At 70.5% G+C, this 21995-nt stretch carries 21 protein-coding genes; 14 read left to right on the forward strand and 7 right to left on the reverse strand.

All coding sequences use genetic code 11. From position 1 onward, the window contains the following. Window positions 1-143: 143 nt before the first annotated feature. Window positions 144-1967, forward strand: a complete 1824-nt coding sequence (locus tag C6569_RS00420; RefSeq protein WP_106746997.1) for an ABC transporter transmembrane domain-containing protein — start codon at window positions 144-146, stop codon at window positions 1965-1967. On the opposite strand, the gene C6569_RS00425 is transcribed toward C6569_RS00420, so the two are convergent. The 5 genes from C6569_RS00425 to C6569_RS00445 form a co-directional block, all read right to left on the reverse strand. After that, window positions 1921-2391 carry a GNAT family N-acetyltransferase gene (locus C6569_RS00425; RefSeq protein ID WP_106746998.1) on the reverse strand — a complete coding sequence of 157 codons (471 nt, stop codon included), beginning with the start codon at window positions 2389-2391 and terminating at the stop codon, window positions 1921-1923. The two genes, C6569_RS00420 and C6569_RS00425, sit on opposite strands and share 47 nt — an antisense overlap. Continuing rightward, entirely contained in the window at window positions 2388-3416 is a 1029-nt protein-coding gene (locus C6569_RS00430; protein WP_106746999.1) for a peptidoglycan -binding protein, read from the reverse strand. The genes C6569_RS00425 and C6569_RS00430 overlap by 4 nt, the downstream gene beginning before the upstream one ends. Next, window positions 3416-4408 carry a flagellar motor protein MotA gene (locus C6569_RS00435; protein ID WP_106747000.1) on the reverse strand — a complete coding sequence of 331 codons (993 nt, stop codon included), beginning with the start codon at window positions 4406-4408 and terminating at the stop codon, window positions 3416-3418. The genes C6569_RS00430 and C6569_RS00435 overlap by 1 nt, the downstream gene beginning before the upstream one ends. A gap of 115 nt (window positions 4409-4523) precedes the next feature. After that, entirely contained in the window at window positions 4524-5906 is a 1383-nt protein-coding gene (locus C6569_RS00440) for an aspartate aminotransferase family protein (protein WP_106747001.1), read from the reverse strand. A gap of 102 nt (window positions 5907-6008) precedes the next feature. After that, the gene (locus C6569_RS00445) at window positions 6009-6677 is read right to left on the reverse strand and encodes a GNAT family N-acetyltransferase (RefSeq protein ID WP_106747002.1); all 669 of its coding nucleotides are present in this window, start codon (window positions 6675-6677) and stop codon (window positions 6009-6011) included. A gap of 180 nt (window positions 6678-6857) precedes the next feature. Between C6569_RS00445 and C6569_RS00450 the strand changes: the two genes are divergently transcribed. The 4 genes from C6569_RS00450 to C6569_RS00465 all read left to right on the forward strand — a co-directional run bounded on the left by C6569_RS00450 (window position 6858) and on the right by C6569_RS00465 (window position 11543). Then, window positions 6858-8276: an amidase gene (locus tag C6569_RS00450; RefSeq protein WP_106747003.1), complete on the forward strand. Its 1419-nt coding sequence runs from the start codon at window positions 6858-6860 to the stop codon at window positions 8274-8276. 365 nt (window positions 8277-8641) lie between these two features. Next, window positions 8642-9568: a hypothetical protein gene (locus C6569_RS00455; RefSeq protein WP_146144693.1), complete on the forward strand. Its 927-nt coding sequence runs from the start codon at window positions 8642-8644 to the stop codon at window positions 9566-9568. 38 nt (window positions 9569-9606) lie between these two features. Then, window positions 9607-10905: a M16 family metallopeptidase gene (locus C6569_RS00460; RefSeq protein WP_245898193.1), complete on the forward strand. Its 1299-nt coding sequence runs from the start codon at window positions 9607-9609 to the stop codon at window positions 10903-10905. Then, a complete protein-coding gene (locus C6569_RS00465) occupies window positions 10902-11543 on the forward strand; it encodes a GNAT family N-acetyltransferase (protein ID WP_106747005.1) in 642 nt (213 codons plus the stop codon). Before C6569_RS00460 ends, C6569_RS00465 begins: the two co-directional genes overlap by 4 nt. A 9-nt stretch (window positions 11544-11552) precedes the next feature. Here C6569_RS00465 and C6569_RS00470 read toward each other — a convergent pair whose 3' ends face one another. Together C6569_RS00470 and C6569_RS00475 are read right to left on the reverse strand one after the other, a co-directional pair. Next, complete coding sequence (locus C6569_RS00470) at window positions 11553-11894, reverse strand: DHCW motif cupin fold protein (RefSeq protein WP_106747006.1); 342 nt, start codon at window positions 11892-11894, stop codon at window positions 11553-11555. A gap of 13 nt (window positions 11895-11907) precedes the next feature. Continuing rightward, window positions 11908-12471 (reverse strand): DUF4337 domain-containing protein, encoded by a 564-nt coding sequence (locus C6569_RS00475; RefSeq protein ID WP_106747007.1) that lies wholly within the window; start codon window positions 12469-12471, stop codon window positions 11908-11910. A 122-nt stretch (window positions 12472-12593) separates the two neighbouring features. Between C6569_RS00475 and C6569_RS00480 the strand changes: the two genes are divergently transcribed. The 9 genes from C6569_RS00480 (at window position 12594) to C6569_RS00520 (ending at window position 21966) form a co-directional block, all read left to right on the forward strand. Then, complete coding sequence (locus tag C6569_RS00480) at window positions 12594-13322, forward strand: TerB family tellurite resistance protein (RefSeq protein ID WP_106747008.1); 729 nt, start codon at window positions 12594-12596, stop codon at window positions 13320-13322. After that, the gene (locus C6569_RS00485) at window positions 13319-14119 is read left to right on the forward strand and encodes a peptidoglycan recognition protein family protein (RefSeq protein WP_106747009.1); all 801 of its coding nucleotides are present in this window, start codon (window positions 13319-13321) and stop codon (window positions 14117-14119) included. The genes C6569_RS00480 and C6569_RS00485 overlap by 4 nt, the downstream gene beginning before the upstream one ends. A 40-nt stretch (window positions 14120-14159) precedes the next feature. After that, window positions 14160-14900 (forward strand): M15 family metallopeptidase, encoded by a 741-nt coding sequence (locus C6569_RS00490; RefSeq protein ID WP_106747010.1) that lies wholly within the window; start codon window positions 14160-14162, stop codon window positions 14898-14900. 72 nt (window positions 14901-14972) lie between these two features. Then, on the forward strand, window positions 14973-15590 hold the full coding sequence (locus tag C6569_RS00495) for an HdeD family acid-resistance protein (protein ID WP_106747011.1): 618 nt from the start codon (window positions 14973-14975) through the stop codon (window positions 15588-15590). 298 nt (window positions 15591-15888) lie between these two features. Next, window positions 15889-16830: a 16S rRNA (cytosine(1402)-N(4))-methyltransferase RsmH gene (gene rsmH, locus C6569_RS00500; protein ID WP_106750814.1), complete on the forward strand. Its 942-nt coding sequence runs from the start codon at window positions 15889-15891 to the stop codon at window positions 16828-16830. After that, a complete protein-coding gene (gene ftsL / locus C6569_RS00505) occupies window positions 16827-17225 on the forward strand; it encodes a cell division protein FtsL (RefSeq protein ID WP_342750250.1) in 399 nt (132 codons plus the stop codon). Before rsmH ends, ftsL begins: the two co-directional genes overlap by 4 nt. Continuing rightward, window positions 17225-18970 (forward strand): peptidoglycan D,D-transpeptidase FtsI family protein, encoded by a 1746-nt coding sequence (locus tag C6569_RS00510; protein ID WP_106747012.1) that lies wholly within the window; start codon window positions 17225-17227, stop codon window positions 18968-18970. The genes ftsL and C6569_RS00510 overlap by 1 nt, the downstream gene beginning before the upstream one ends. Before the next feature lie 66 nt (window positions 18971-19036). Then, entirely contained in the window at window positions 19037-20530 is a 1494-nt protein-coding gene (locus C6569_RS00515; RefSeq protein ID WP_106747013.1) for a UDP-N-acetylmuramoyl-L-alanyl-D-glutamate--2,6-diaminopimelate ligase, read from the forward strand. Continuing rightward, window positions 20527-21966, forward strand: a complete 1440-nt coding sequence (locus C6569_RS00520) for a UDP-N-acetylmuramoylalanyl-D-glutamyl-2,6-diaminopimelate--D-alanyl-D-alanine ligase (protein ID WP_106747014.1) — start codon at window positions 20527-20529, stop codon at window positions 21964-21966. Before C6569_RS00515 ends, C6569_RS00520 begins: the two co-directional genes overlap by 4 nt. Window positions 21967-21995 lie beyond the last annotated feature (29 nt).

Raw genomic sequence — 21995 nt, forward strand, 5'->3', positions numbered from 1 at the left:
CCTCGAAGGGCGCCGCTCTCGAAGGGCAGGCGCTAAGGGTCGTGTCCTGTGATGAGAAGCCGCGCTATTAAAGGAACTCGGCGGTCTTTTCAAGCGAAGACCTGGGTTCCATCATCAGCAACGGGAAGACGAGTCCGCCATTCATGTCCACGGTCGATCCCCTGAGCGGAGGCCCCGCCGCCGCAGTGCCGGCGCGCCGCCCGAAGTTCCGCCCGCTGCTGCAGTTCCTGCCGTTCATGCTGCGTCATCCCGGCATGCTGGCCGGCGCCGGCATCGCCCTGCTCGTCGCCTCGCTGGCGACGCTGGCCGTGCCGCTCGCCATCCGCCGCATGATCGATTTCGGCTTCGCCGCCGAGGGCATGATCACCCAGTATTTCGGCATGCTGGTGGTCATCGCCGCCATCCTGGCGGTGGCTTCCGCCGCCCGCTTCTACCTGGTCACGACCATCGGCGAGCGCGTGGTGGCCGACATCCGCACCAGCGTCTTCAACCATCTGGCGACGCTGTCCCCCTCCTTCTTCGATACGGCGCGCACCGGCGAACTCGTCTCGCGGCTCACCGCCGACACCACGCAGCTCAAGTCCGCCCTCGGCGTCTCCGTCTCCATGGCGCTGCGCAACATCATCATGTTCGCCGGCGCCGTCGCCATGATGGTGATCACCTCGCCGCAGCTCTCCCTCTACGTGGTCGGCGCCATCCCCTTCCTCGTCCTGCCGCTGGTCGCCTTCGGCCGCAACGTCCGCCGCCGCTCGCGCGCGGCGCAGGACCGCCTCGCCGCCGCCTCCGCCTATGCCAGCGAGAACATCCAGGCGGTGCGCACCATGCAGGCCTTCACCGCCGAGGCGACGGTGACCCGTCGCTTCTCTGAAGCGGCCGAGGACGCCTATGAGGGCGCCCGCGGCGCCAACCGCGCCCGCGCCGTCCTCACCGCCGTCATCATCTTCCTCGTCTTCGCCAGCGTCGTGGCCGTGCTCTGGGCGGGCGCCCAGCAGGTGCTGGCCGGCACCATCACCGGCGGCCGGCTGTCGCAGTTCGTCCTCTACGCCGTCTTCGCGGCGAGCTCGCTGTCGCAGCTCTCGGAGGTCTGGAGCGAGATCAGCCAGGCGGCGGGCTCGGCCGAGCGGCTCGGAGAGATCCTCGCCGTCACTCCCGACATCAAGGCGCCGGAGAAGCCCCTGACGCTGCCCGAGCCCGCCCGCGGCGAGGTCGCCTTCGTCGCGGTGCGCTTCGCCTATCCGACGCGGCCGGAGACGCGCATCCTCGACGACGTCACCTTCGCGGTGAAGGCCGGCGAGCGCGTGGCGATCGTCGGCCCCTCCGGCTCCGGCAAGTCGACGCTCTTCGCCCTGGTGCAGCGCTTCTACGACCCGCAGGGCGGCGTCGTGCGCTTCGACGGCGTGCCGGTGGCCGAGGCCGACCCCGTCGCCCTGCGCTCGCGGATCGCCCTCGTGCCGCAGGACGTCGCCATCTTCGCGGCGTCGGTCGCCGAGAACATCCGCTACGGCCGTCCCGGCGCCACGGACGAGGAGGTGGCGGCCGCCGCCCGCATGGCCCATGCCGAGGAGTTCATCGCCCGCATGCCGGAGGGCTATGCCAGCCTCATCGGCGAGCGCGGCGTGACGCTCTCCGGCGGCCAGCGCCAGCGCATCGCCATCGCCCGCGCCATCCTGCGCGACGCGCCGCTGCTGCTGCTGGACGAGGCGACCTCGGCGCTGGACGCCGAGAGCGAGACCCTGGTGCAGGAGGCCCTGTCGCGGCTGATGGCAGGCCGCACCACCCTCGTCATCGCCCACCGCCTCGCCACCGTGCTCGACTGCGACCGCATCCTCGTCATGGACCAGGGGCGCATCGTCGAGCAGGGCACCCACGCCTCGCTCGCCGCGGCCGGCGGGCTCTACGCGCGCCTCGCCGAACTCCAGTTCAAGACCCAGGCGACGGTGGAGCGGGCGGCGGCGTCCACGCCATGAGGTCGATGGGCCGGCCCTGCTCGTTGACGCGCCCGCCCGTCCGCACGAAGCCCTGTCGCCGGTAGAAGGCGATGGCGCGGGCATTGTCGGCATTGACGTCCAGGGTGAGACCCGCGGGGCGCTCCTGCTTGGCGGCCGCCATCAGCGCATCGGCGACACCACGGCCCTGGTGGGCGATGCCGACCAGCATCTGGTCGATCCATCCCGTGACCGGGTGCACGGTCACGAAGCCGGCGGGGGCCTCGCCGTCGAGGGCGACGAGGATGGCCGTACCGTCGCGCTCCATCACCGCGATGCGGTCGAGGAGCCAACCCCGCCGCGTCTCGAAGTCGTAGATCGGATAGGCGCGGCCCCAGGCCGCCACCCACAGGTCGGCGAGCGCCGGCGTGAGGGTGGGACGATAGGGGACGATCCGGACCGTCACCGGTCCGTCAGGCGCAGCTCGATGCGCCTGTTGCGGGCGAGCGCCTCGGGGCCCTCGCCCTGGTCGATGGGCTGGAACTCGCCGAAGCCGGCTGCCACCAGCCGCTGCGGCGGGATGCCCTTGGAGATGAGGTACTGCACCACGGCGATGGCGCGCGAGGCCGACAGTTCCCAGTTGGAGCGGAAGCGGCCGCCCTGGATCGGCCGGGCGTCGGTGTGGCCGTCGACCCGCAGCACCCAGGGGATGTCGCTCGGAATATCCTTCTCGAGCTGGATCATGGCCGCCGCGAGCTTGTCGAGCTCCGCGCGGCCGCCGGGCTCCAGCTCGGCCTGGCTCGATCCGAAGAACACCTCCGAACCGAAGACAAACCGGTCGCCGACGACGCGGATGTCCGAGCGCTCGGCGAGGATCTCGCGCAGACGACCGAAGAACTCGGAGCGGTAGCGCGACAGTTCCTGCACGCGCTGCGCGAGGGCGAGGTTCAGCCGGCGCCCGAGATCGGTGATGCGGCTCTGGGCGTCCCGGTCGCGGGCTTCACTGGCGCCCAGCGCCTCCTCGAGCGAGGCGAGCTGCCGGCGCAGCGCGGTGATCTGCTGGTTGAGGAGCTCGATCTGCGAGAGCGCCGCCTGGGCCGTCTGGCGCTGCTGGGCGAGCTGCTGCTCCAGTGAGGTGGCCCGGCCCGCCTGGGCGCCCGCCTGGCCCTGCGCGTCGTCCAGGAGCCCCTGCAGGCGCCGCCGTTCGGCGTCCGAGGTCCCGAGCGTCGCGGTGATGGCGGCGAGGCCCTCCTGCAGCGTCTGCCGCTGGCCGCGTTCGAGCTGCAGCAACTCGCCGAGCTCGGCGATCTGCCGCTGCAGCCGCAGCATGGCGTCGTCCTTGCCGGCAATGTCGCGCGACAGGAAATACTGCGCCAGCATGAACACCGAGAGCATGAAGATGATGGCCAGGAGGAAGGTCGACAGCGCGTCGACGAACCCCGGCCAGTAATCGATCCCGCGGTCCCCGCGGCGCGACCGCGACAGGGCCATCAGACCGGTCCCCGCTCGCGCAGCATCTGTTCGAGCAGGCGCCGCAGCTCCTTCTGGTCGGCGGACTGGGCCTGCATCCAGTCACGCACCACCTGCTGCTCGGAGCGCATATGAGTGACGAGGCCCTGGATGCCCTCGGCGAGATTGGCCATGGCGGCGCTGGCGCGCTGGTTGGACGAGCCCTCGCCCAGCGCCTCGCGCAGCCTGTCGAAGGCGCGCTGGAGATCGGCGACGCTCACCTGCGGAGCGCCGCCCTCCTGGGTGGGGCTGATGACGGCCATGTCCTGCACGGTCGAGGACAGCCAGTCTTCCACCTCGGTGTAGAAGCGGTTCTGCGCCTGGCTCGCCTGCAGGTCGAGGAAGCCGAGGACGAGCGACCCGGCGAGGCCGAAGAGCGAGGACGAGAAGGCGATGCCCATGCCGCCCAGCGGCTCGGCGAGGCCGCGCTTCATGTCCTCGAAGATGGTGCCGAGCTCGCCCTGGTTGGACAGGCTGTTGATGACGCGGCCGACCGAGGTCACCGTCTCGATCAGGCCCCAGAACGTGCCGAGAAGGCCGAGGAAGACGAGAAGGCCGGTGAGGTAGCGGGCGAGTTCGCGCCCCTCGTCGAGGCGGGTGGCGAGCGAATCGAGCAGCGATCGCATGGTGACCGTGGAGATCGCCATCTGGCCGCTGCGTGCGCCGAGCATGGTCGCCATGGGCGCGAGCAGCACCGGCGGCTTCTCGACTGCTATGCCCGGATCGGCGAGGCGGAAGGTGTTGACCCAGCGCGCCTCGCGGAAGAGGCGGATCACCTGCCGGAACGACAGGATGACGCCGATCAAGCCGACCGCGACGATGACGCCGTTGAGGCCGGGATTGGCCATGAAGGCCACCTGCACCTCGCGCTGCAGGACGAAGACGACGAGGCCGACCAGCGCCAGGAACACCAGCATGCGGAACAGGAAGATCCGCGGGGACGAGACCTTGAAAGGATCGAGTTCGCGGGCCATCGGTACTCATCGGCATGTTGAGGGTTCGGACAGGCTAACCCCACCGGACCCAGAAATGAAGCAAACCTTGCGTCAGGCCCGTGACGGCTGGCCTGACGGCACGGCGGTGGGCCGCTCAGGCGCCGAGAAGGCCCTCCGCCTTCGCCTTGTCGAGCGTCCGGTCGAGCGTCCGCGCGACGCGGTCGAAGAGGTCGTCGATCTCCTCCGGCGTGATGATCAGCGGCGGGCAGATGGCGAGCGAATCCCCGAGATTGCGGATGATCAGGCCTTCCTCCTGCGCGATCGCCGTGGCATAGGCGCCGAGGCCGGCCTTGGCCTCGAAGGCCTTCTTCGTCGGCTTGTGCGCGACCATCTCCAGCGCGCCGACCAGGCCGACGCCGCGCGCCTCGCCCACCAGCGGGTGGTCGGCGAGCGCCTGCAGATGCGCCTGGAACTGCGGCGCCTTGGCCGCCGCCTTCTCGATGATGCGATCGCGCTCGTAGATTTCGAGGGTCTTCAGCGCCACCGCCGCGCCGACCGGATGGCCGGAATAGGTGAAGCCGTGGCCGAATGTGCCGGTCTTCTTCGATTCGATGATGGTCGCCTGGTACATCTCCTCGGGGATCATCACCGCGCCCACCGGCATGTAGGCCGAGGTCAGCGCCTTGGCGACCGAGATGGCGTCCGGCTTGTAGCCCAGCACCGAGGAGCCGAACCACTCGCCGAGGCGCCCGAAGCCGCAGATCACCTCGTCGGCGATCATGTAGACGTCGTAGCGTCGGCACACCGCCATGATCTTCTCGAAATAGCCCTTCGGCGGCACGATCACGCCGCCGGCGCCCATCACCGGTTCGGCGATGAAGGCGGCGACCGTGTCGGGCCCCTCGCGCAGGATCATGTCCTCGAGATCCTGGGCGCAGCGGCTGGCGAACTCCTCCTCGGTCTCCCCCTCCAGCCCGAAGCGATAGTAGTGCGGGCAGGACGTGTGCAGGATGCCGGAGATCGGCAGGTCGAAATCGGTGTGGTTGGCGGGCAGGCCGGTCAGCGAGGCCGAGGCGATGGTGACGCCGTGATAGGCCCTGAGCCGCGAGATGATCTTTTTCTTCTGCGGACGTCCCAGCGCATTGTTCATGTACCAGACCATCTTGATCTGGCTGTCGTTGGCCTCCGAGCCCGAGCAGACGAAGAACACCTTGGAGATCGGCACCGGCGCCTTCTCCTTCAGCTTCTCGGCGAGCTCGATGGCCGGGTCGTGGCTTTTTCCGCCGAACAGATGGGTGAAGGAGAGCTTCTTCATCTGCTCGTAGGCGGTCTCGGCGAGCTCCTCGTTGCCGTAGCCGAGCGCGGTGCACCACAGCCCCGCCATGCCCTCGATATAGGGCTTGCCGTCGACGTCGTAGACATAGATGCCCTTGGCCCGCTCCAGCACCAGCGTGCCCGTGTCCCGGATGGTCGCCTGATTCGTGTAGGGGTGAAGAACGGTTTCCAGGTCGCGGACCTGCAGGTTGGTCAAAGCCATGGCGGCCTCCGATGCGGGGATGGCGGAGTGAACCCGATCGGCGGGCGGCCTGTCAAAGCAGGACAGGCTCGCAAAAGGACAGCCCCTGCTACAATTCGAAACCTAGCCTTCGGGCGGCATGTCCTTGGGCTCGGAAGGGGCGGTGACCGCCACCACGCCCGCCGACGTCCGGGCCTTGGGGTCGCGCCGCTTCAGCCGGCGCGGCGGCAGGATTTCAGGGTCGCTCACCACCTTCTTGGCGAGGAAGATGGCGGCGTCCAGCTTGGTGAAGGACCGGCCGCGGTAGAACTTCAGGGCGTTGTCGTTGTTCTCCGCCACCTCCAGCACCAAGTGGGTGCAGCCGCGCAGGCGGGCGAGATGTTCGAGCTGCTCCAGTACGAAGGTGCCGAGGCCGCGGCCCTGGAACTCCGGGTCCACCGCCAGCTCCTCGACGAAGAGCGGGCGCATGTCGCGGGCGCGGAAATAGCGCTCGTTCATCCAGTTGTCGGTGCCGATGATGGTCAGCGCGCATTCGGCATAGCCGACGATCCGCTCCTTGCCGCCGAGGCGGATGACGAAGAGCAATTGCTCGATGCCCTTCTCGTCGAAGACCTCGAGGAAGCGCTTCTTCGATTTCGGCCGCTGGTACTCCACCGTCGAGCGGTTCACCTCGCGGAACACCGCCTTGATGAACTCCCAGGTGCGGTTGAGGTCGCGCTTGTTGAGATGGCGCACCCGCACTTGCGGTTCGGCGTCGGCAAGGTCGTCGGCGTGGCGGTCCTCGGCGGCCATTGTCGTCCCGGATGGTGTTGCGCTCCGCTCCTCTTAGCCCAGTCGCGCCGGGCCGGCATAGCCCACAGCCTGCCGACCCATTCGCGCCGCGCATGACGCCGCGGCAGCCGGCCCGGCTTGCGGCGGAGGGTGCGGCAATGCCACCGTGCCCGCCGCATTCCAGGACCCGAGGGGAATTCCATGGCCGCCGATCTGTCGCTGATCGAGAAGAGCGCTACCGACATCGTCAAGCTCTTGAAGGCGGGGGAGGTGACGCCGATCGACCTGCTCGACACGCTGGAGAAGCGCATCAAGGCGGTGGACGGCAAGGTCAACGCCCTGCCGACGCTGTGCTTCGACCGCGCCCGCAAGCACGCCCGCGCGCTGATGAAGAAGCCGAAGGAGGGCAGGGGCCTCCTGCAGGGCATGCCCGTGCCGATCAAGGACCTCACCGACGTCGCCGGCGTGCTGTCGACGCAAGGGTCCCCGATCTTCAAGGACTTCGTGCCGGAGGCCTCCAACATCCTGGTCGAGCACCTCGAGGCCCAGGGCGGCGTCATCTACGCCAAGTCCAACACGCCGGAATTCGGCGCCGGCGCCAACACCTTCAACGAGGTCTTCGGCGCCACCGTGAACCCCTACAACACCAAGCTGTCGGCGGCCGGCTCCTCCGGCGGCGCCGCCGTGGCGCTCGCCACCGGCATGGCCTGGCTCGCCCACGGCTCCGACATGGGCGGCAGCTTGCGCAATCCCGCGAGCTTCTGCGGCATCGTCGGCATGCGCCCCTCGCCGGGCCGCGTCGCCGCCACGCCCGGCACCAAGATCGACGCGACGCTGGGCGTCGAGGGCCCCATGGCCCGCACGGTCACCGACCTCGCTTTGCTGCTCGACGCCATGAGCGGCGACGACCACCGCGACCCCCGCTCGCTGCCCGCCCCGAAGAAGAGCTTCCGCTCCATTCTCAAGGGGCCGTGGAAGCCGAAGCGCGTCGCCTGGTCGCCGGACCTCGGCATCACCCCGGTCGACCCGGAGGTGCGCGCCATCACGGAAGCCGCGGCGAAGCGCTTCAAGGAGGCCGGCGTCATCGTCGAGGAGGCTCATCCCGACTTCTCCGAAGTGCACGAGTGCTTCGGCACGCTGCGCGCCTATGCCTTCGCCACCACCAAGTTCGAGCTCCTCAAGACCCACCGCGACAAGCTGAAGCCGGAGGTCATCTGGAACATCGAGAAGGGCCTGAAGCTCACCATGGACGAGCTGACCCGCGCCGAGGCCCAGCGCCAGACCATGCTGCGCCGGACCCTCGCCTTCTTCGACCGCTATGACCTCCTGCTCACCCCGGCGACCATCGTCGCCGCCTATCCGGTCGAGCAGCGCTATGTCGCCGAATGCGACGGCTTCACCTTCCCGGACTACGTGCAGTGGCTCTCCATCGCTTACGCGCTGACGACGGTCTCCTGCCCCGCCCTGTCGCTGCCCTGCGGCTTCACGAAGGACGGCCGCCCGATCGGCCTGCAGATCGCCGCCCGCCCCCACGGCGAGGACCGGGTTCTGGCCGGCGCGAAGATCATGGAGGACATCCTCGGCATCGGTTCGGTGAAGCCGGTCGATCCCAGGGGGTGAGGCGGGGGGAGGCCCTTTGCTTTCCGCTCCGGCCGCTGCGTCGCCTCGCAGCAAGCATGACGGTGCCGCGCATTTACCTCTCCCCGGCGGGGAGAGGTCGGCCGAAGGCCGGGTGAGGGGGATCTGGTCCTCCTCGTCGATTCTCTCCCCCTCACCCGCCTCGCTTGACGCTCGGCGACCTCTCCCCGCCGGGGAGAGGTGAAGGTGGAGCCCATGCCGTGGCCGCGGATGTTGGGGGGTCTTCCCGAGAAGCGCCCGCCACCCTCACCGTTAACGGACCATCCACCCTCATCGGCGGTTTTCACGCTCCCTCGTCCACCTCGTGTTAAACATGATCCGGGTCGCGAGAGGTTGGGGAGATGGCCGTGGTTCGCCACGCCTTGCGGCTCGTCGTCGTGCTCGGAACCGTGCTTGCTGCCGCGGGCGCCGCGGCGCAGGACGTACGCCATTCCGCCATTCCCGATTTCGACGCGGTCGCCGCCGCCAACCGCGGCTTCGGCGGCTTCTACGTCGCCGGCGGCTTCGGCTACGGCACGGCCGCCCACCGGGACTTCACCATCGTCGACGGCTTCGCCTGCCCGGGGGCGGGGGTGCCCTATCTCGGGCCGGTCTCGCTCGGCGGCGGGTCGGGCTGCCGCACCTCCGCGGGGCTCTCCGGCCTCACCGTCCATGCCATGGCCGGCTGGAATTTCGGCGGGCCGCAGGGCTGGATCTCCGGCATCGAGATCCGCGGGCGGCTCGGCCGCGAAGCGGGTTCCGGCCGGCTCGGCGGCTCGAGCATCGTCTCCATCCCCGGCCTCGCGCCCTACACCAACACGGCCTCCGGCACCTACCGCGCCAGCATCGACAACAGCCTCGCCGTCACCGGCCGCTGGGGCTATGCCTTTTCCGGCTTCATGCCCTTCGTGAAGGCCGGCCTCGGCATGGCCCGGCTTTCGGAGCAGGTCGATTTCGACGCCACCGGATCCAGGTCCTGCACGGTCGGCCCTCCGGTCTCGTGCACGTCCGGCGGGCGGGTGGCGAGCCGCACCTCGCGCTGGCTGCCGGCCGCGGTCTTCGGCGCCGGCCTGGAAGTGCCCCTCGGCCGCGCCTTCATCCGGCTCGACGGCGAGCTCGAGGCGGTCTTCTCGCCGTCGCAGAACCTGACGCAGACCCTCGCCGGCCAGGCGCTGGTCACCGTTACGGGAACCGGCACGGGGGTGACGCCCACAACCGTCGGCCAGGCCTCGCTGCGGTCCGAGAACTGGGTCCTGTCGCGGCGGATCATGCTCTCCGGTGGCTTCCGGTTCTGACCGGGCGTCACTATGTTCACCGGCTCAAGGACCGCGGGATGACCCCGGCGGCAGTGACCCCGGCGCTGATGACCACCACCCGAATGACGACGCTTCCCTCCGGCCTGACGGTCGTGACGGATGCCATGCCCCATCTGAAGACCGCCTCGATCCAGGTGACCTTCGGCGTCGGCGGCCGCGACGAGCGGGCGGACGAGCACGGCATCAGCCATCTTCTGGAGCACATGGCCTTCAAGGGCACCACGAAGCGCACGCCGCGCGGCCTCGCCGAGGAGATCGAGGCGGTCGGCGGCGACCTCAACGCCGCCACCGCCTCGGAGAACACCTCCTACTACGCGAAAGTGCTGGGCGAGGACCTGCCCGTCGCCATCGACATCCTCTCCGACATCCTCACCGATCCCCAGTTCCATCCGGAGGAACTGGTCAAGGAGAAGAACGTCATCGTCCAGGAGATCGGCGCCGCCGAGGATGATCCCGACGACGTCGTGGTGGATCATTTCATCGCCGAGGCCTATCCGGGCCAGCCGCTGGGGCGCACCATCCTCGGCACGCCCCAGGCGGTCCGCGCCGCGACACCCGACAAGCTGCGCGCCTATATGGACCGCTCCTATGCCGCGCCGCGCGCGGTGGTGGCCGCGGCCGGCGCCGTCGACCACGACCGGGTCGTCGACGCCGTCGCCCGCGCCTTCGAGGCCCTGCCGCAGCAGGCGCCTCCCGCCTGCGAGGCCGCCCGCTACGCCGGCGGGGCCACCACCATCGCCCGGCCGCTGGAACAGACCAATCTCGTCTTCGGCTTCGAGGGCATGAGCTACCGCGACCCCGACATCTACGCCGTCGGCGTCTTCAACAACCTGCTCGGCGGCGGCCTGTCCTCGCGCCTGTTCCAGGACGTGCGGGAGGACAGGGGGCTCTGCTACGAGATCCACTCCTTCCACTGGTCCTACAACGACACCGGCGTCTTCGGCATTTCCGCCGGCACCGACCCGGCCGACGCCGTCGACCTCTTCAACCTCACCATGGATGTGCTCAACGCCACCGTTGAGGGAGCGAGCGAGGCGGAGGTGGGCCGCGCCAAGGCGCAGATGAAGGTCGGCCTCCTCGGCGCCCTCGAAAGCTCGTCCTCGCGCACCGACCAGATGGCCCGCCAGGTGCTCGTCTTCGGCCGCACCCTCGATCTCGAGGAGATCGCGGCGAAGATCGACGCGGTCACGGTGGAGGATGCCCGCGCGGCCGGCGCAAGGCTGGTGCGCTCCTCGCCCATGACCTTTGCCGCCATCGGGCCCAAGCGTGGGCTGGACAAGGTGCGGAAGCTGGCCGAACAATTCCGCTCGACATGAACGCCACGCCCAAGGCTCCCATCCGCCGGTCTCCCGCAGGTCGGCCCCTCTCCCTGTTGCGGGCGGTGGGGCTGGCCTATGCCGCGCCGGAGCCGGTGGTGGGGCCGAAGGTGGTGCTGCGCCTGCCCGACATGGGCGACTACGAGGCCTGGTCCCGGCTGCGTGATGCGAGCCGCCGCTTCCTCGTGCCCTGGGAGCCGGCCTGGCCGCCGGACGACCTCACCCGCACCGCCTTCCGCCGCCGCATCGCCCGCTACCGGCAGGACTGGCGCGACGACCAGGGCTACGCCTTCTTCCTCCACCGCAAGGAGGACGGCGCCCTCGTCGGCGGCCTGACGCTGACCAATGTCCGCCGCGGCGTCGCCCAGACCATCTCGCTCGGCTACTGGATGGGCGAGTCCTTCGCTGGCCAGGGCTATATGAGCGCCGGCGTCCGGGCGGTCATTCCCTATGCCTTCGGCGTTCTCGGCTTCCGCCGCATGGAGGCGGCCTGCGTGCCTGAGAACGCCGCCTCGGTCGGCCTGCTGGAGCGCGTCGGCTTCACCCGCGAGGGGCTCGCCCGGCAATATCTGTGCATCAACGGCACGTGGACCGACCACGCGCTCTATGCCTTCGTCCAGGGTGACCGGCTCGGCTGAACCGGCCTCTCAGTCGACGATGAAGAGCTTGGCGCCCTTCGGCGCCTGCGACCGGTGCGCCTCGGCACCGTCGGCCACCTGATAACTCATCCCCGGCTTCAGCACGAAGACCCGGCCGTCCTCCAGCGTCGTCTCCAACTCGCCCTCGAGGCAGAAGAGCACGTGGCCCTTGGAGCACCAGTGGTCCGACACGTAGCCGGCCGAGTACTCCACCATGCGCACGCGGATGGCGTTGCCCTCGGGGCCGAAATGCCGTGTGCGCCAAAGGGCCTCGCCCACCTCGCCGGCATGGCGGGTGGGCTGGACGGTGGACCAGTCCACCGTGCCGAAGGGGATGTCGGACATCTTCATGGGGCTGGACCGGTCAGAACAGGTGGATGAGGCCGGGCTTCAGGAGACCGATGGCGGAAAAGGCGATGCCGACGAGGCCGAGGCCACCGGCGAGCCAGGCCAGCGCCATGGCCCCCGTCACCACCGCGGCGGAGGCAAGAACGATGGCGATCTGGAACGCCGCCGACGAGATCTCGAAGTCGTGGTAGCGCTTGTAGGAGACGTCGCGCTTCTTCTCCGCCGCCTGGGCGCGGGCGGAGAGCTGGCGCCGGCCCTCGTTGGTCTCCGGCTCGTTGTCCCAGCGGGCGGCGCGGCCCTGCCAGGTTTCGATCTGCCGGGTCATGGCGGCCTTGGCCGCCTCGTCGGTCACCGCGTTGCGGGTGATCGTCATGTCCTCGGCGGCGGTGGTCACCGCCGTCATGCGGATGGTCTTCGCCTGGAAGAAGGCCCAGAGGTTGGAAGCCTCCACATTGGCGTTGAGCGCATCGGTCTGCGAGCTCTTGGCGGCCGTCTCGGCGAGCGCCAGGAAGAGCGCGAGGACGGCGATGAGGAGGGCGATCTTCTTGTTCGACGGGTCGATATGGCCGTGGCCGGACATGGGATGATTCCTCTGGGGAAGGACGCGCGCGTGGCTTTGCCCGCTGCGGCGTTCTGGCGCAAGGGGACTCTTGCGCCGCCGCGCTTTTGCCGAACGCCGGTGAACCGATTAAGACAGCGCCCATGACCATCTGGGGAAAACTGGCGGGGGCCGCCGCGGGCTTCATGCTGGGCGGGCCGATCGGCGCGCTGCTGGGCGCACTCGCCGGCCATTTCATCGTCGACGAGGGGCTTCTGGCTCCCGAGCAGGGCCCGCCCCTGCAATCGGTGGTCTTCACCGTCGGCCTCATCGCGCTCGCCGCCAAGATGGCCAAGGCCGACGGCGTGGTGACCCGCGACGAGGTCGCCGCCTTCCGCCGGCTCGTGTCGGTGGCGCCGGAGGACGAGGCTCACGTCTCCCGCCTCTTCGACCTCGCCAAGCAGAGCACGGCCGGCTTCGACGCCTATGCCCGCCAGCTCGCCCAGCTCCTGAAGGACAAGCCCGATACGCTGGAGGACTTGGTCGACGGCCTCTTCGGCATCGCCACGGCCGACGGCGCCGTCCACGCCGACGAGCGCGCCTATCTCGCCGAGGTCGCCGCCATTTTCGGCCTGCCGGAACAGGCCTTCTCCCGCATCGAGGCGCGCCACGTCGTCGCCGGCCCGCGCGACCCCTACCGCGTCCTCGGCCTCGCGCCCGATGCCGCCGACGGCGAGATCAAGCAGGCCTGGCGCGCCCTGGTGCGGCAGTATCACCCCGACCGCCTCATCGGCCGCGGCGTGCCGGCCGAGTTCGTCGTCATCGCCACCGGCAAGATGGCCGCCATCAACGAGGCCTATGACGTGCTGCGCCGGGCGAGGGGGTTCGCATGAGCGGCGCCTGCGGCCACGATCACGAACACGATCACCACGACGACGGCCCGCTGGAACGGCCCGACTCGCCCTGGGTGAACGGCCTCGCACCCTCGCCGAACCACGACGAGCGCCGCGCCCCCGTCGACATCCTGATGATGCACTACACCGGCATGCAGGACGGCATGGCCGCGCTCCACCGGCTCTGCGACCCGAACCCGCCGAGGGTCTCGGCCCATTACGTGGTGTTCGAGGACGGCGAGATCGTCCAGTGCGTCGCCGAGGGCCGGCGCGCCTGGCATGCGGGGGCCGGCTCATGGCAGGGGAGGGAGGACGTCAATTCCCGCTCCATCGGCATCGAGATCGTCAATCCCGGCCACGAATTCGGCTACCGGCCCTTCCCGGAGGAGCAGGTCGCGGCGGTTGTGAACCTCTCCCGCGACATTCTCATGCGCCATCCGCAGATCGCTCCCGCCGGGGTTCTCGCCCATTCCGACACCGCACCGGGCCGCAAGCAGGATCCCGGCGAGCTCTTCCCCTGGGGGCGGCTCGCCGAGGAGGGCGTCGGCCTCTGGGTGCCGCCGGCCCCGCTGCAGCCCGGCCCGGTCTATCGCCGCGGCGAAGAGGGCCCGCCGATCCAGGCGGTGCAGGCGCTCTTCGCCATGGCCGGCTACGGGCTTCAGGTGACCGGCGTCTTCGACGGGCCGACCGAGGCCGTGGTCACCGCCTTCCAGCGCCACTGGCGGCAGGAGAAGGTGGACGGCGTCGCCGACGCCTCGACCCTCCGCACCCTGCGCGATCTCCTCGCCGCGCGCTGACCGGCTTGCCAAACCGCGCCCCCCGCGGGAGGCTCGCCCCATGCGCACGCTCGTCCTCCTCGCCGCCCTCATCGCACCCCTGCCGGCGGCGGCGCAGCCCGGCCTGCCGGAGGGCTTCGTCCACCTCGCCGACGTCGCGCCCACCGTCCGCCAGGACATCCGCTATGCCGGCGCGCGCAACTTCCTCGGCCGACCCGTCGCCTTCTATGGGGCCGGCGAATGCATCCTCACCCGCCGCGCCGCCGAGGCGCTGGCCCGGGCCCAGGCGGAGATCGCGCCGCGCGGCCTCACCCTCGTCGTCTGGGACTGCTATCGCCCGTCGGGCGCCGTCGCCGACATGATGGCCTGGACCCGCGATGCGGCCGACCAGCGCATGAAGGCGGTCTTCTACCCCGCCGTGGACAAGGCCCGCCTCTCCCTCGACGGCTATCTCTCCTCGCGCTCCACCCATTCCCGCGGCTCCACCGTCGACCTCGGCATCGCCCGCGCCGGCGCGGTGGCCGGCGCCGCGGCCGGGGCATGCACCGAGCCCGCCGGCCGGCGCCTCGACGACGGCGTGCTCGATTTCGGCACGTCCTATGACTGCTTCGACCCGCGCGCCCATGTCCGCGCCCCCGGCATCGGCCGCGAGGCCGCCGCCAACCGCGCCATGCTGGCCTCGCTGATGCAGCGCCACGGCTTCCGCGCCTATGCCAAGGAATGGTGGCACTTCCAGCTCGCGCAGGAGCCGTTTCCCGGCCGCAGCTTCGATTTTCCCGTCATGCAGCGGCGGCAGAGGTGACCTGATACGGACGCCGCAGGGAACGGCGGCCCGTCGGGTGCATTGTGTTGGAGCAGTGCTGGAGGCTGAGCCATGACCGACGTCCGACCCGCCACCCCCGAAACCGCCCGCACGGGCCATTCGCTCGGCGCCCATCTCGTGCCGCTGCGCCGCAACTGGGGCTGGCTGATGGGCGCCGGCATCGCGCTCATCGCCCTCGGTCTGTTCGGGCTGGTCGCGGCCAACCTCTTCACCGTGGTGAGCACCCTGTCCTTCGGCGCCATGATGCTGGTCGCCGGCGGCGTGCTGCTCTTCGATTCGTTCCGCCGCGAGGGCTGGCAGAGCCGATTGGCGATGATCGCCATCGGCGTGCTCTACATCGCCACCGGCGTCCTCGTCTTCTACAACCCGCTCCAGGCGGTCGTCGCCCTGACGCTGGTCTGCGCCGCCATGCTGGTCGCGGTGGGGTTGCTGCGAATCGTCACCGCCTTCCACATGCGCCCGCTCGTCGTCTGGGGCTGGGTGCTGGCCTCGGGCATGATCTCGCTGTTGCTCGGCCTCTTCATCTTCGTGCAACTGCCGCAGGCGGCGCCCTGGGTGCTCGGCACCTTTCTCGCCGTGGAGCTGATCTTCCAGGGGTGGTCCTACGTCTTCCTGGCGCGCGCCATCCGCTCCACCTTCGACGGCGTCCATGCCAAGCCCATCGCCTGACGCCTCCGGCATGGTCACCAAATCCTTGCCGGAAACCGTTTCTTAACGGCCGCCCGCGTTAATGAGGCGTTGACGACACGAGGCCCGCGGACAGGCCCCGCGGGTCGTGATCGTCACCGACGCCCGTGATGCCATGCCGGTCCTGAGCGAGCAGCCGTTTCCGACGCCCGAGGCGCGTGCCCCGCACGCGCGCTCGGCGTGGGGGTGGCGCCCGTCCGACCGCCGGCCTCGCCCCGTCGGCGCGGCGCGCGGGAGGATCGGCATGACGGGTCTAGGCGGCATGGGAGGCACGGGCGACATGTCCCGGCACGTGCCCGTGCTGCTGGCCGAGGTCGTGGCCGCCCTCTCTCCCGCCGACGGCGACGTGATCATCGACGGCACCTTCGGCGCCGGCGGCTACAGCCGCGCCCTGCTTGACGCCGCCGACACCCGCATCCTCGCCATCGACCGCGATCCCACCGCCATCGCCGGCGGCACCGCCATGGTGGACGCCTTCGCCGGCAGGCTCACCCTCGTCCACGATCGCTTCGCCCGTCTCGACGCCATAGCCGCCGAATGCGGCCACGCGGGCGTCGACGGCGTCGTCCTCGACATCGGCGTCTCGTCCATGCAGCTCGACGAGGCCGAGCGCGGCTTCTCCTTCCGCTTCGACGGTCCTCTCGACATGCGCATGGCGAGCGAGGGCGAGAGCGCCGCCGATCTCGTCGCCAGGCTCGAGGAAACCGCCCTCGCCGATCTCATCTACACCTATGGCGAGGAGCGCCTGTCGCGGCCCATCGCCAAGGCCATCGCCCGCGAGCGGGCGGTCGAACCGATCCTCACCACCCGCCGCCTCGCCGACATCGTCGCCCGCGTCGTGCGCTCCAAGCCCGGCGACATCCATCCGGCGACGCGCACCTTTCAGGCGCTGCGCATCGCCGTGAACGACGAACTCGGCGAGCTCGAAGCGGCGCTGGAGGCCGCCGAGCGGGTGCTGAAGCCCGGCGGTCGCCTGGCGGTCGTCACCTTCCACTCGCTCGAGGACCGCATCGTCAAACAGTTCCTGGTCGAGCGGTCCGGCAAGGCCCCCGGCGGCTCGCGCCATATTCCGGCGGCCCGCCCGCCCGAGCCGACATTCACCCTGCTGACGCGCAAGGCGGTCGCCGCCTCCGAGGCCGAGAGCCGCGCCAATCCGCGCGCCCGCTCCGCCAAGCTGCGCGCCGCGCTGCGCACCGCCGCGAGCCCGAGGACCCGCCCATGATGCGTCTCCTCAACATCGTCGTGGTGGCGGCCCTGATCGTCGCGGCGGCCTATGTCTATCGCATCAAATACGAGGCGACCCGCCATGCCGAGCAGGTCGCGAAGCTGCAGCTCGAGATCAAGCGCGAACGCGAGACCATCGCCGAGCTCAAGGCGCAATGGGCGCACCTCAACAGCCCCGACCGGCTGCAGGCCCTCGCCGAGAAGCATCTGCGGCTCCGGCCGCTGGCCATCAACCAGTTGCACGATCTCGCGGGCCTGCCCGACAAGCCCTTCGTCGATCCCGATCCGATCGGCTCGATGCTGGAGGCCCTCGGTTCCGGCGCCGATCCCGTGGTGACCGGTTCGGTGCCCGGCATGCCGCTGCCGCAACGCCGCCCGGCAGGAGGCCGCTGATGACCCCTCGGCCGTCCTTCCTGATGCGTGCCCGCCATGCCCTCGCCTGGGTGCTCGCCGGCCCGCAATCGGAACGCCTGAAGAAGGCAAAGTCGCGCGTGCGCCTCGCCATGCTCGGCTTCGGCGCGCTCTATGGCGTCATCGCCGTCAGCCTCGTCCTCTACGTCGTGCGCTACGACCGCTCGGCCCAGTCCGGCGTGCGCAGCGCCGAGGCGGTGTCCTCCACTCGCCCGGACATCCTCGACCGCAACGGCGAGGTGCTCGCCACCGACGTGCGCGCCATCTCGCTCTATGCCGAGCCGAAGAAGCTCGCCGCCAGCTTCGACGTCGACGAGGCGACCGAGCTCCTCACCGCCGTCCTGCCGGACCTCGACCAGCGCGAGGTGCGCGAGCGCCTGCGTTCGGGCAAGGGCTTCGTCTGGCTGCGCCGCGAGATCACGCCGACTCAGCGCGACCAGATCCACCGCCTCGGTATTCCCGGCGTCGGCTTCCTGCGCGAGGCCAAGCGCACCTATCCCAACGGGGCGACGCTGTCCCACGTGCTCGGCATGGTCAACGTCGACAACCAGGGCCTCGGCGGCATCGAGCGCTACATCGACAACCAGGGCCTCGCCGAACTGCACCGCGCCGGTTTCGTCACCGACCGCAATCAGGCGGCCGTCCAGCTCTCCATCGACCTGCGCGTCCAGCACGTGCTGCGCGATGAACTGGTCCAGGCGCACCAGAAGTTCCGCGCCAAGGCGGCGGCCGGCGTCATCGTCGACGTCAATACCGGCGAGATCCTGGCGCTCGCCTCGATCCCCGACTACGACCCGAACCGGCCCTCCACCGCCGCCGGCTTCGACCGCGCCAACCGCATCACCACCGGTGTCTACGAGATGGGTTCGGTGATGAAGTCGCTCACCACCGCGATGGCGCTGGATTCCGGCCGCTTCACCATCAACTCCACCCTCGACGCCCGTTTCCCCATGGCGGTCGGCCGCCACCAGGTGAAGGACTTCCACGCCCAGCGCCGCGTGCTGACCCTGCCCGAGGTCTTCACCTATTCGTCCAACATCGGCACCAGCCGCATGGCCCTCACCCTCGGCGGCGAGCACCAGCGGTCATTCCTGCGCCGCCTCGGCCAGTTCGACCGGGTCGTCACCGAGATCGGCCCCTCGACGGCGCCGCTCGTGCCGCGCCGCTGGGCCGACATCACCGCCGCCACCGTCTCCTTCGGCCACGGCATTTCGGTGGCCCCGCTGCAGGCGGTCATGGGCACGGCGGCCCTCGTCAACGGCGGCCGGCTCATCCAGCCGACCTTCCTGCGCCGCACGCCGGACGAGGCCAACGCCATCGCCCGCCAGGTCATCCGTCCCGAGACCTCCCAGGCCATGCGCTTCCTGATGCGCCTCAATTCCGAACGCGGGTCGGGTCGCCGCGCCGAGGTCGACGGCTTCTATGTCGGCGGCAAGACCGGCACGTCCGAGAAGGTCATCGGCGGCCGCTATTCCAAGGACAAGCAGCTCAACTCCTTCATGGCCATCTTCCCCGCCGACCAGCCGCGCTACCTCCTGCTCGTCATGCTCGACGAGCCGCGCGGCATCCCGGAGACCCACGGCCTCGCCACCGCCGGCTTCAACGCCGCGCCGACCGCCGGCCGGGTGATCGCGAGGTCCGCGCCGCTCCTCGGCCTGCAGCCGCGCTTCGACATGCCGCCGGCCATGCAGGCGATCCAGGCGGGCTACCGGATGCCGGGGCGGTGAGGGGCCTGCCCCATCTCCGCCATAGTGCCTGACGCTGATGTCCGCGAACCGAGATCACCGCGCCCCATGCCTTCCCAAACCCTTCGATCCCTGCTCGCCGAGGAGACGCCGCCGGGGCTTTCGTCTCTCGCCGTCTCCGGTATCACCGCCGACAGCCGGGCGGTCGCAGCGGGCACCCTCTTCTTCGCGCTGAGGGGCGAGAAGACCGACGGCATGGCCTATGCGCAGGCCGCCGCCGCCGCGGGCGCCGCCGCCGTCGTCACCGACAGGGCGGATGCGCCGGCCGAGGTGGGCGGCGTGCCCGTCGTCGCCGTCGCCAACGCGCGCCTCAGCGTCGCGCTTGCCGCCAGCCGCTTCCACGCCCGCCAGCCAGGCACCATCGCCGCCGTCACCGGCACCTCCGGCAAGACCTCGGTCGCCGCCTTCCTGCGGCAGATCTTCGCGGCGGAGGGCCATGCCGCCGCTTCCATCGGCACGGTCGGCGTGGTCCGCCCCTCCGGCAAGGTCTATGGCGGCCTGACCACCCCCGACCCGGTGACGCTGCACGAGACCCTCGACACCCTCGCCGGCGAGGGCGTCACCCACGTCGCCTTCGAGGCCTCCTCCCACGGGCTCGACCAGCACCGCCTCGACGGCGTGCGCATCCAGGCGGCCGGCTTCACCAACCTGTCGCGCGACCATCTCGACTATCACCACACGGTCGAGGCCTACCGCGCCGCCAAGCTGCGCCTCTTCACCGAACTCCTGCCGCCCGGCGGCACGGCCGTCGTCATGGCGGGCCCGGAGGGGGATCCTTTCATCGCCGCGGCCAGGGCGCGCGGGCAGAGGCTGATCGTGATCGGCCGCGATCCGGCGCTGGCGCCGGACGGCATCGCCATCCTCTCCGAGGCCATCGACGGCGCGGCCCAGAGGGTCGAGATCGAGGCCTTCGGGGCCCGCCGCGCCATCCGCATTCCCCTACTCGGCCGCTTCCAGGTCGACAACGCCCTCCTCGCGGCCGGCCTCGCCATCGGCTGCGGCGTCGCACCGGAGCGCGCCTTCTCAGCCCTCGCCGGGCTCGAGGGAGCCAAGGGCCGGCTCGAATTCGTCGGCGCGAAGGATGGCGCCCCCGTCGTCGTCGACTATGCCCACAAGCCCGGCGCCCTGGAGACCGTGCTCGACGCCGCGCGCCCCTTCGCCACCGGTCGCCTCGTGGTGGTGGTCGGCTGCGGCGGAGACCGCGATCCCGGCAAGCGGCCGATGATGGGGCGCATCGCGGTGGAAAAGGCCGACCGCGTCATCGTCACCGACGACAATCCCCGCTCCGAGGACCCCGCCGCCATCCGCGCCGCCATCATGGCGGCGGCTCCCGGTGCCGAGGAAATTGGCGACCGCGCCGAGGCGATCCGCGCCGCCGTCCGCGATCTCTCGCCCGGCGACCTCCTGGTCATCGCCGGCAAGGGCCACGAGACCGGTCAGATCGTCGGCCAGGTGACGCTGCCCTTCTCCGATCACGAGGTCGCCGCCGCCGCGATCCGCGAATTCTCCTCTCCCTCCGCCGTGAAAGGGCCGGCCGCATGAGCCAGCAGCCTCTGTGGACCACCGAAGCGCTGGCGCGCGCCATGGGCGGCCGCTTGGTCGGCGCCCCCGCTGCCACCGTCTCCGACCTGTCGATCGACACCCGCACCCTCGCCGCGGGCGAAGCCTATGTCGCCATCAAGGGCCACGCCCATGACGGCCATGCCTTCGTGCAGGCGGCGCTCGACAAGGGCGCGGCGCTCGCCGTCGTCTCGCAGGATTGGGCGGCCACCGCGCCTCCCGGCGCCTATATCGTCGTCGCAGACCCGCTGAAGGCGCTGGAGAAGGCCGGCATCGTCGCCCGCGCCCGCACCGCCGCCAAGATCGTCGCGGTCACCGGCTCCATCGGCAAGACCTCCACCAAGGAGGCGCTCGCCCATGTCCTCTCGCGCGAGGGCCGAACCCATGCGCCGCCGAAGAGCTTCAACAACCATATCGGCGTGCCGCTGACGCTCTCCCGCATGCCGGCGGGCAGCCAGTTCGGCGTCTTCGAGATCGGCATGAACCATGCCGGCGAGATCACGCCGCTGACGCGGATGGTGAAGCCCGACATCGCCGTCATCACCAATGTCGAGGCCGTGCATATCGAGAACCTCGGCACCATCGAGGCCATCGCCGACGCCAAGGCGGAGATCTTCGCCGGCGTCGAGCACGGGGGCGCGGCGGTCCTGCCCCGCGACAGCCGCCATTTCGAACGCCTCGCCCGTGCGGCGCGCGCCGCCGGCATCGACACCATCGTGACGTTCGGCGAGCACGAGGAGGCGGACGTGCGGCTGCTGCGCGTCGTCCTCGCCGCCGACTGCTCGACCGTCTCCGCCCGCATCATGGAGACGGACGTCACCTACAAGCTGGGATCGCCCGGCCGCCACCTCGCCATGAACTCGCTCGCCGTCCTCGCCGCGGCGAAGCTCGCGGGAGCCGATCTCGCCGTCGCCGCCCTCACCCTCGGCGAAACGCGGGCCGTGGCCGGCCGCGGCGAGCGCACCCAGCGCCGCCTCGCCTCTGGCTCCTTCACGCTGCTCGACGAGAGCTACAACGCCAACCCGGTCTCGGTGCGGGCGGCGATCGCCGTGCTCGGCACCGCGCCGAAGGGTCCTGAGGGCCGCCGCATCGCCGTTCTCGGCGACATGCTGGAACTCGGGCCCGAGGGGCCGGCCCTCCACGCCGGCCTCGCCGAGCCGCTGGACAAGGCCGGCATCGACCTCGTCTTCTGCTCGGGCCCGCTGACGGAGAGCCTGTGGAGGGCATTGCCGCCGCACCGCCGCGGCGCCTGGGCCGCCACCTCGGCCGAACTCGGGCCCCTCGTGATCCGCGCCCTGCGCGCCGGCGACGTCGCCATGGTCAAGGGATCGCGCGGCAGCCTCATGGCGCCGCTGGTCGAGACGCTGAAGCAGAAGTTCCCGCCCGTTCCTGCCGACGAGCACCAGGGCGCCACCTGATCCGCCACGGCGGCGGGCTTTGCGTCCGT

Source organism: Phreatobacter cathodiphilus (assembly GCF_003008515.1).
Taxonomy (GTDB): Bacteria; Pseudomonadota; Alphaproteobacteria; order Rhizobiales; family Phreatobacteraceae; genus Phreatobacter; species Phreatobacter cathodiphilus.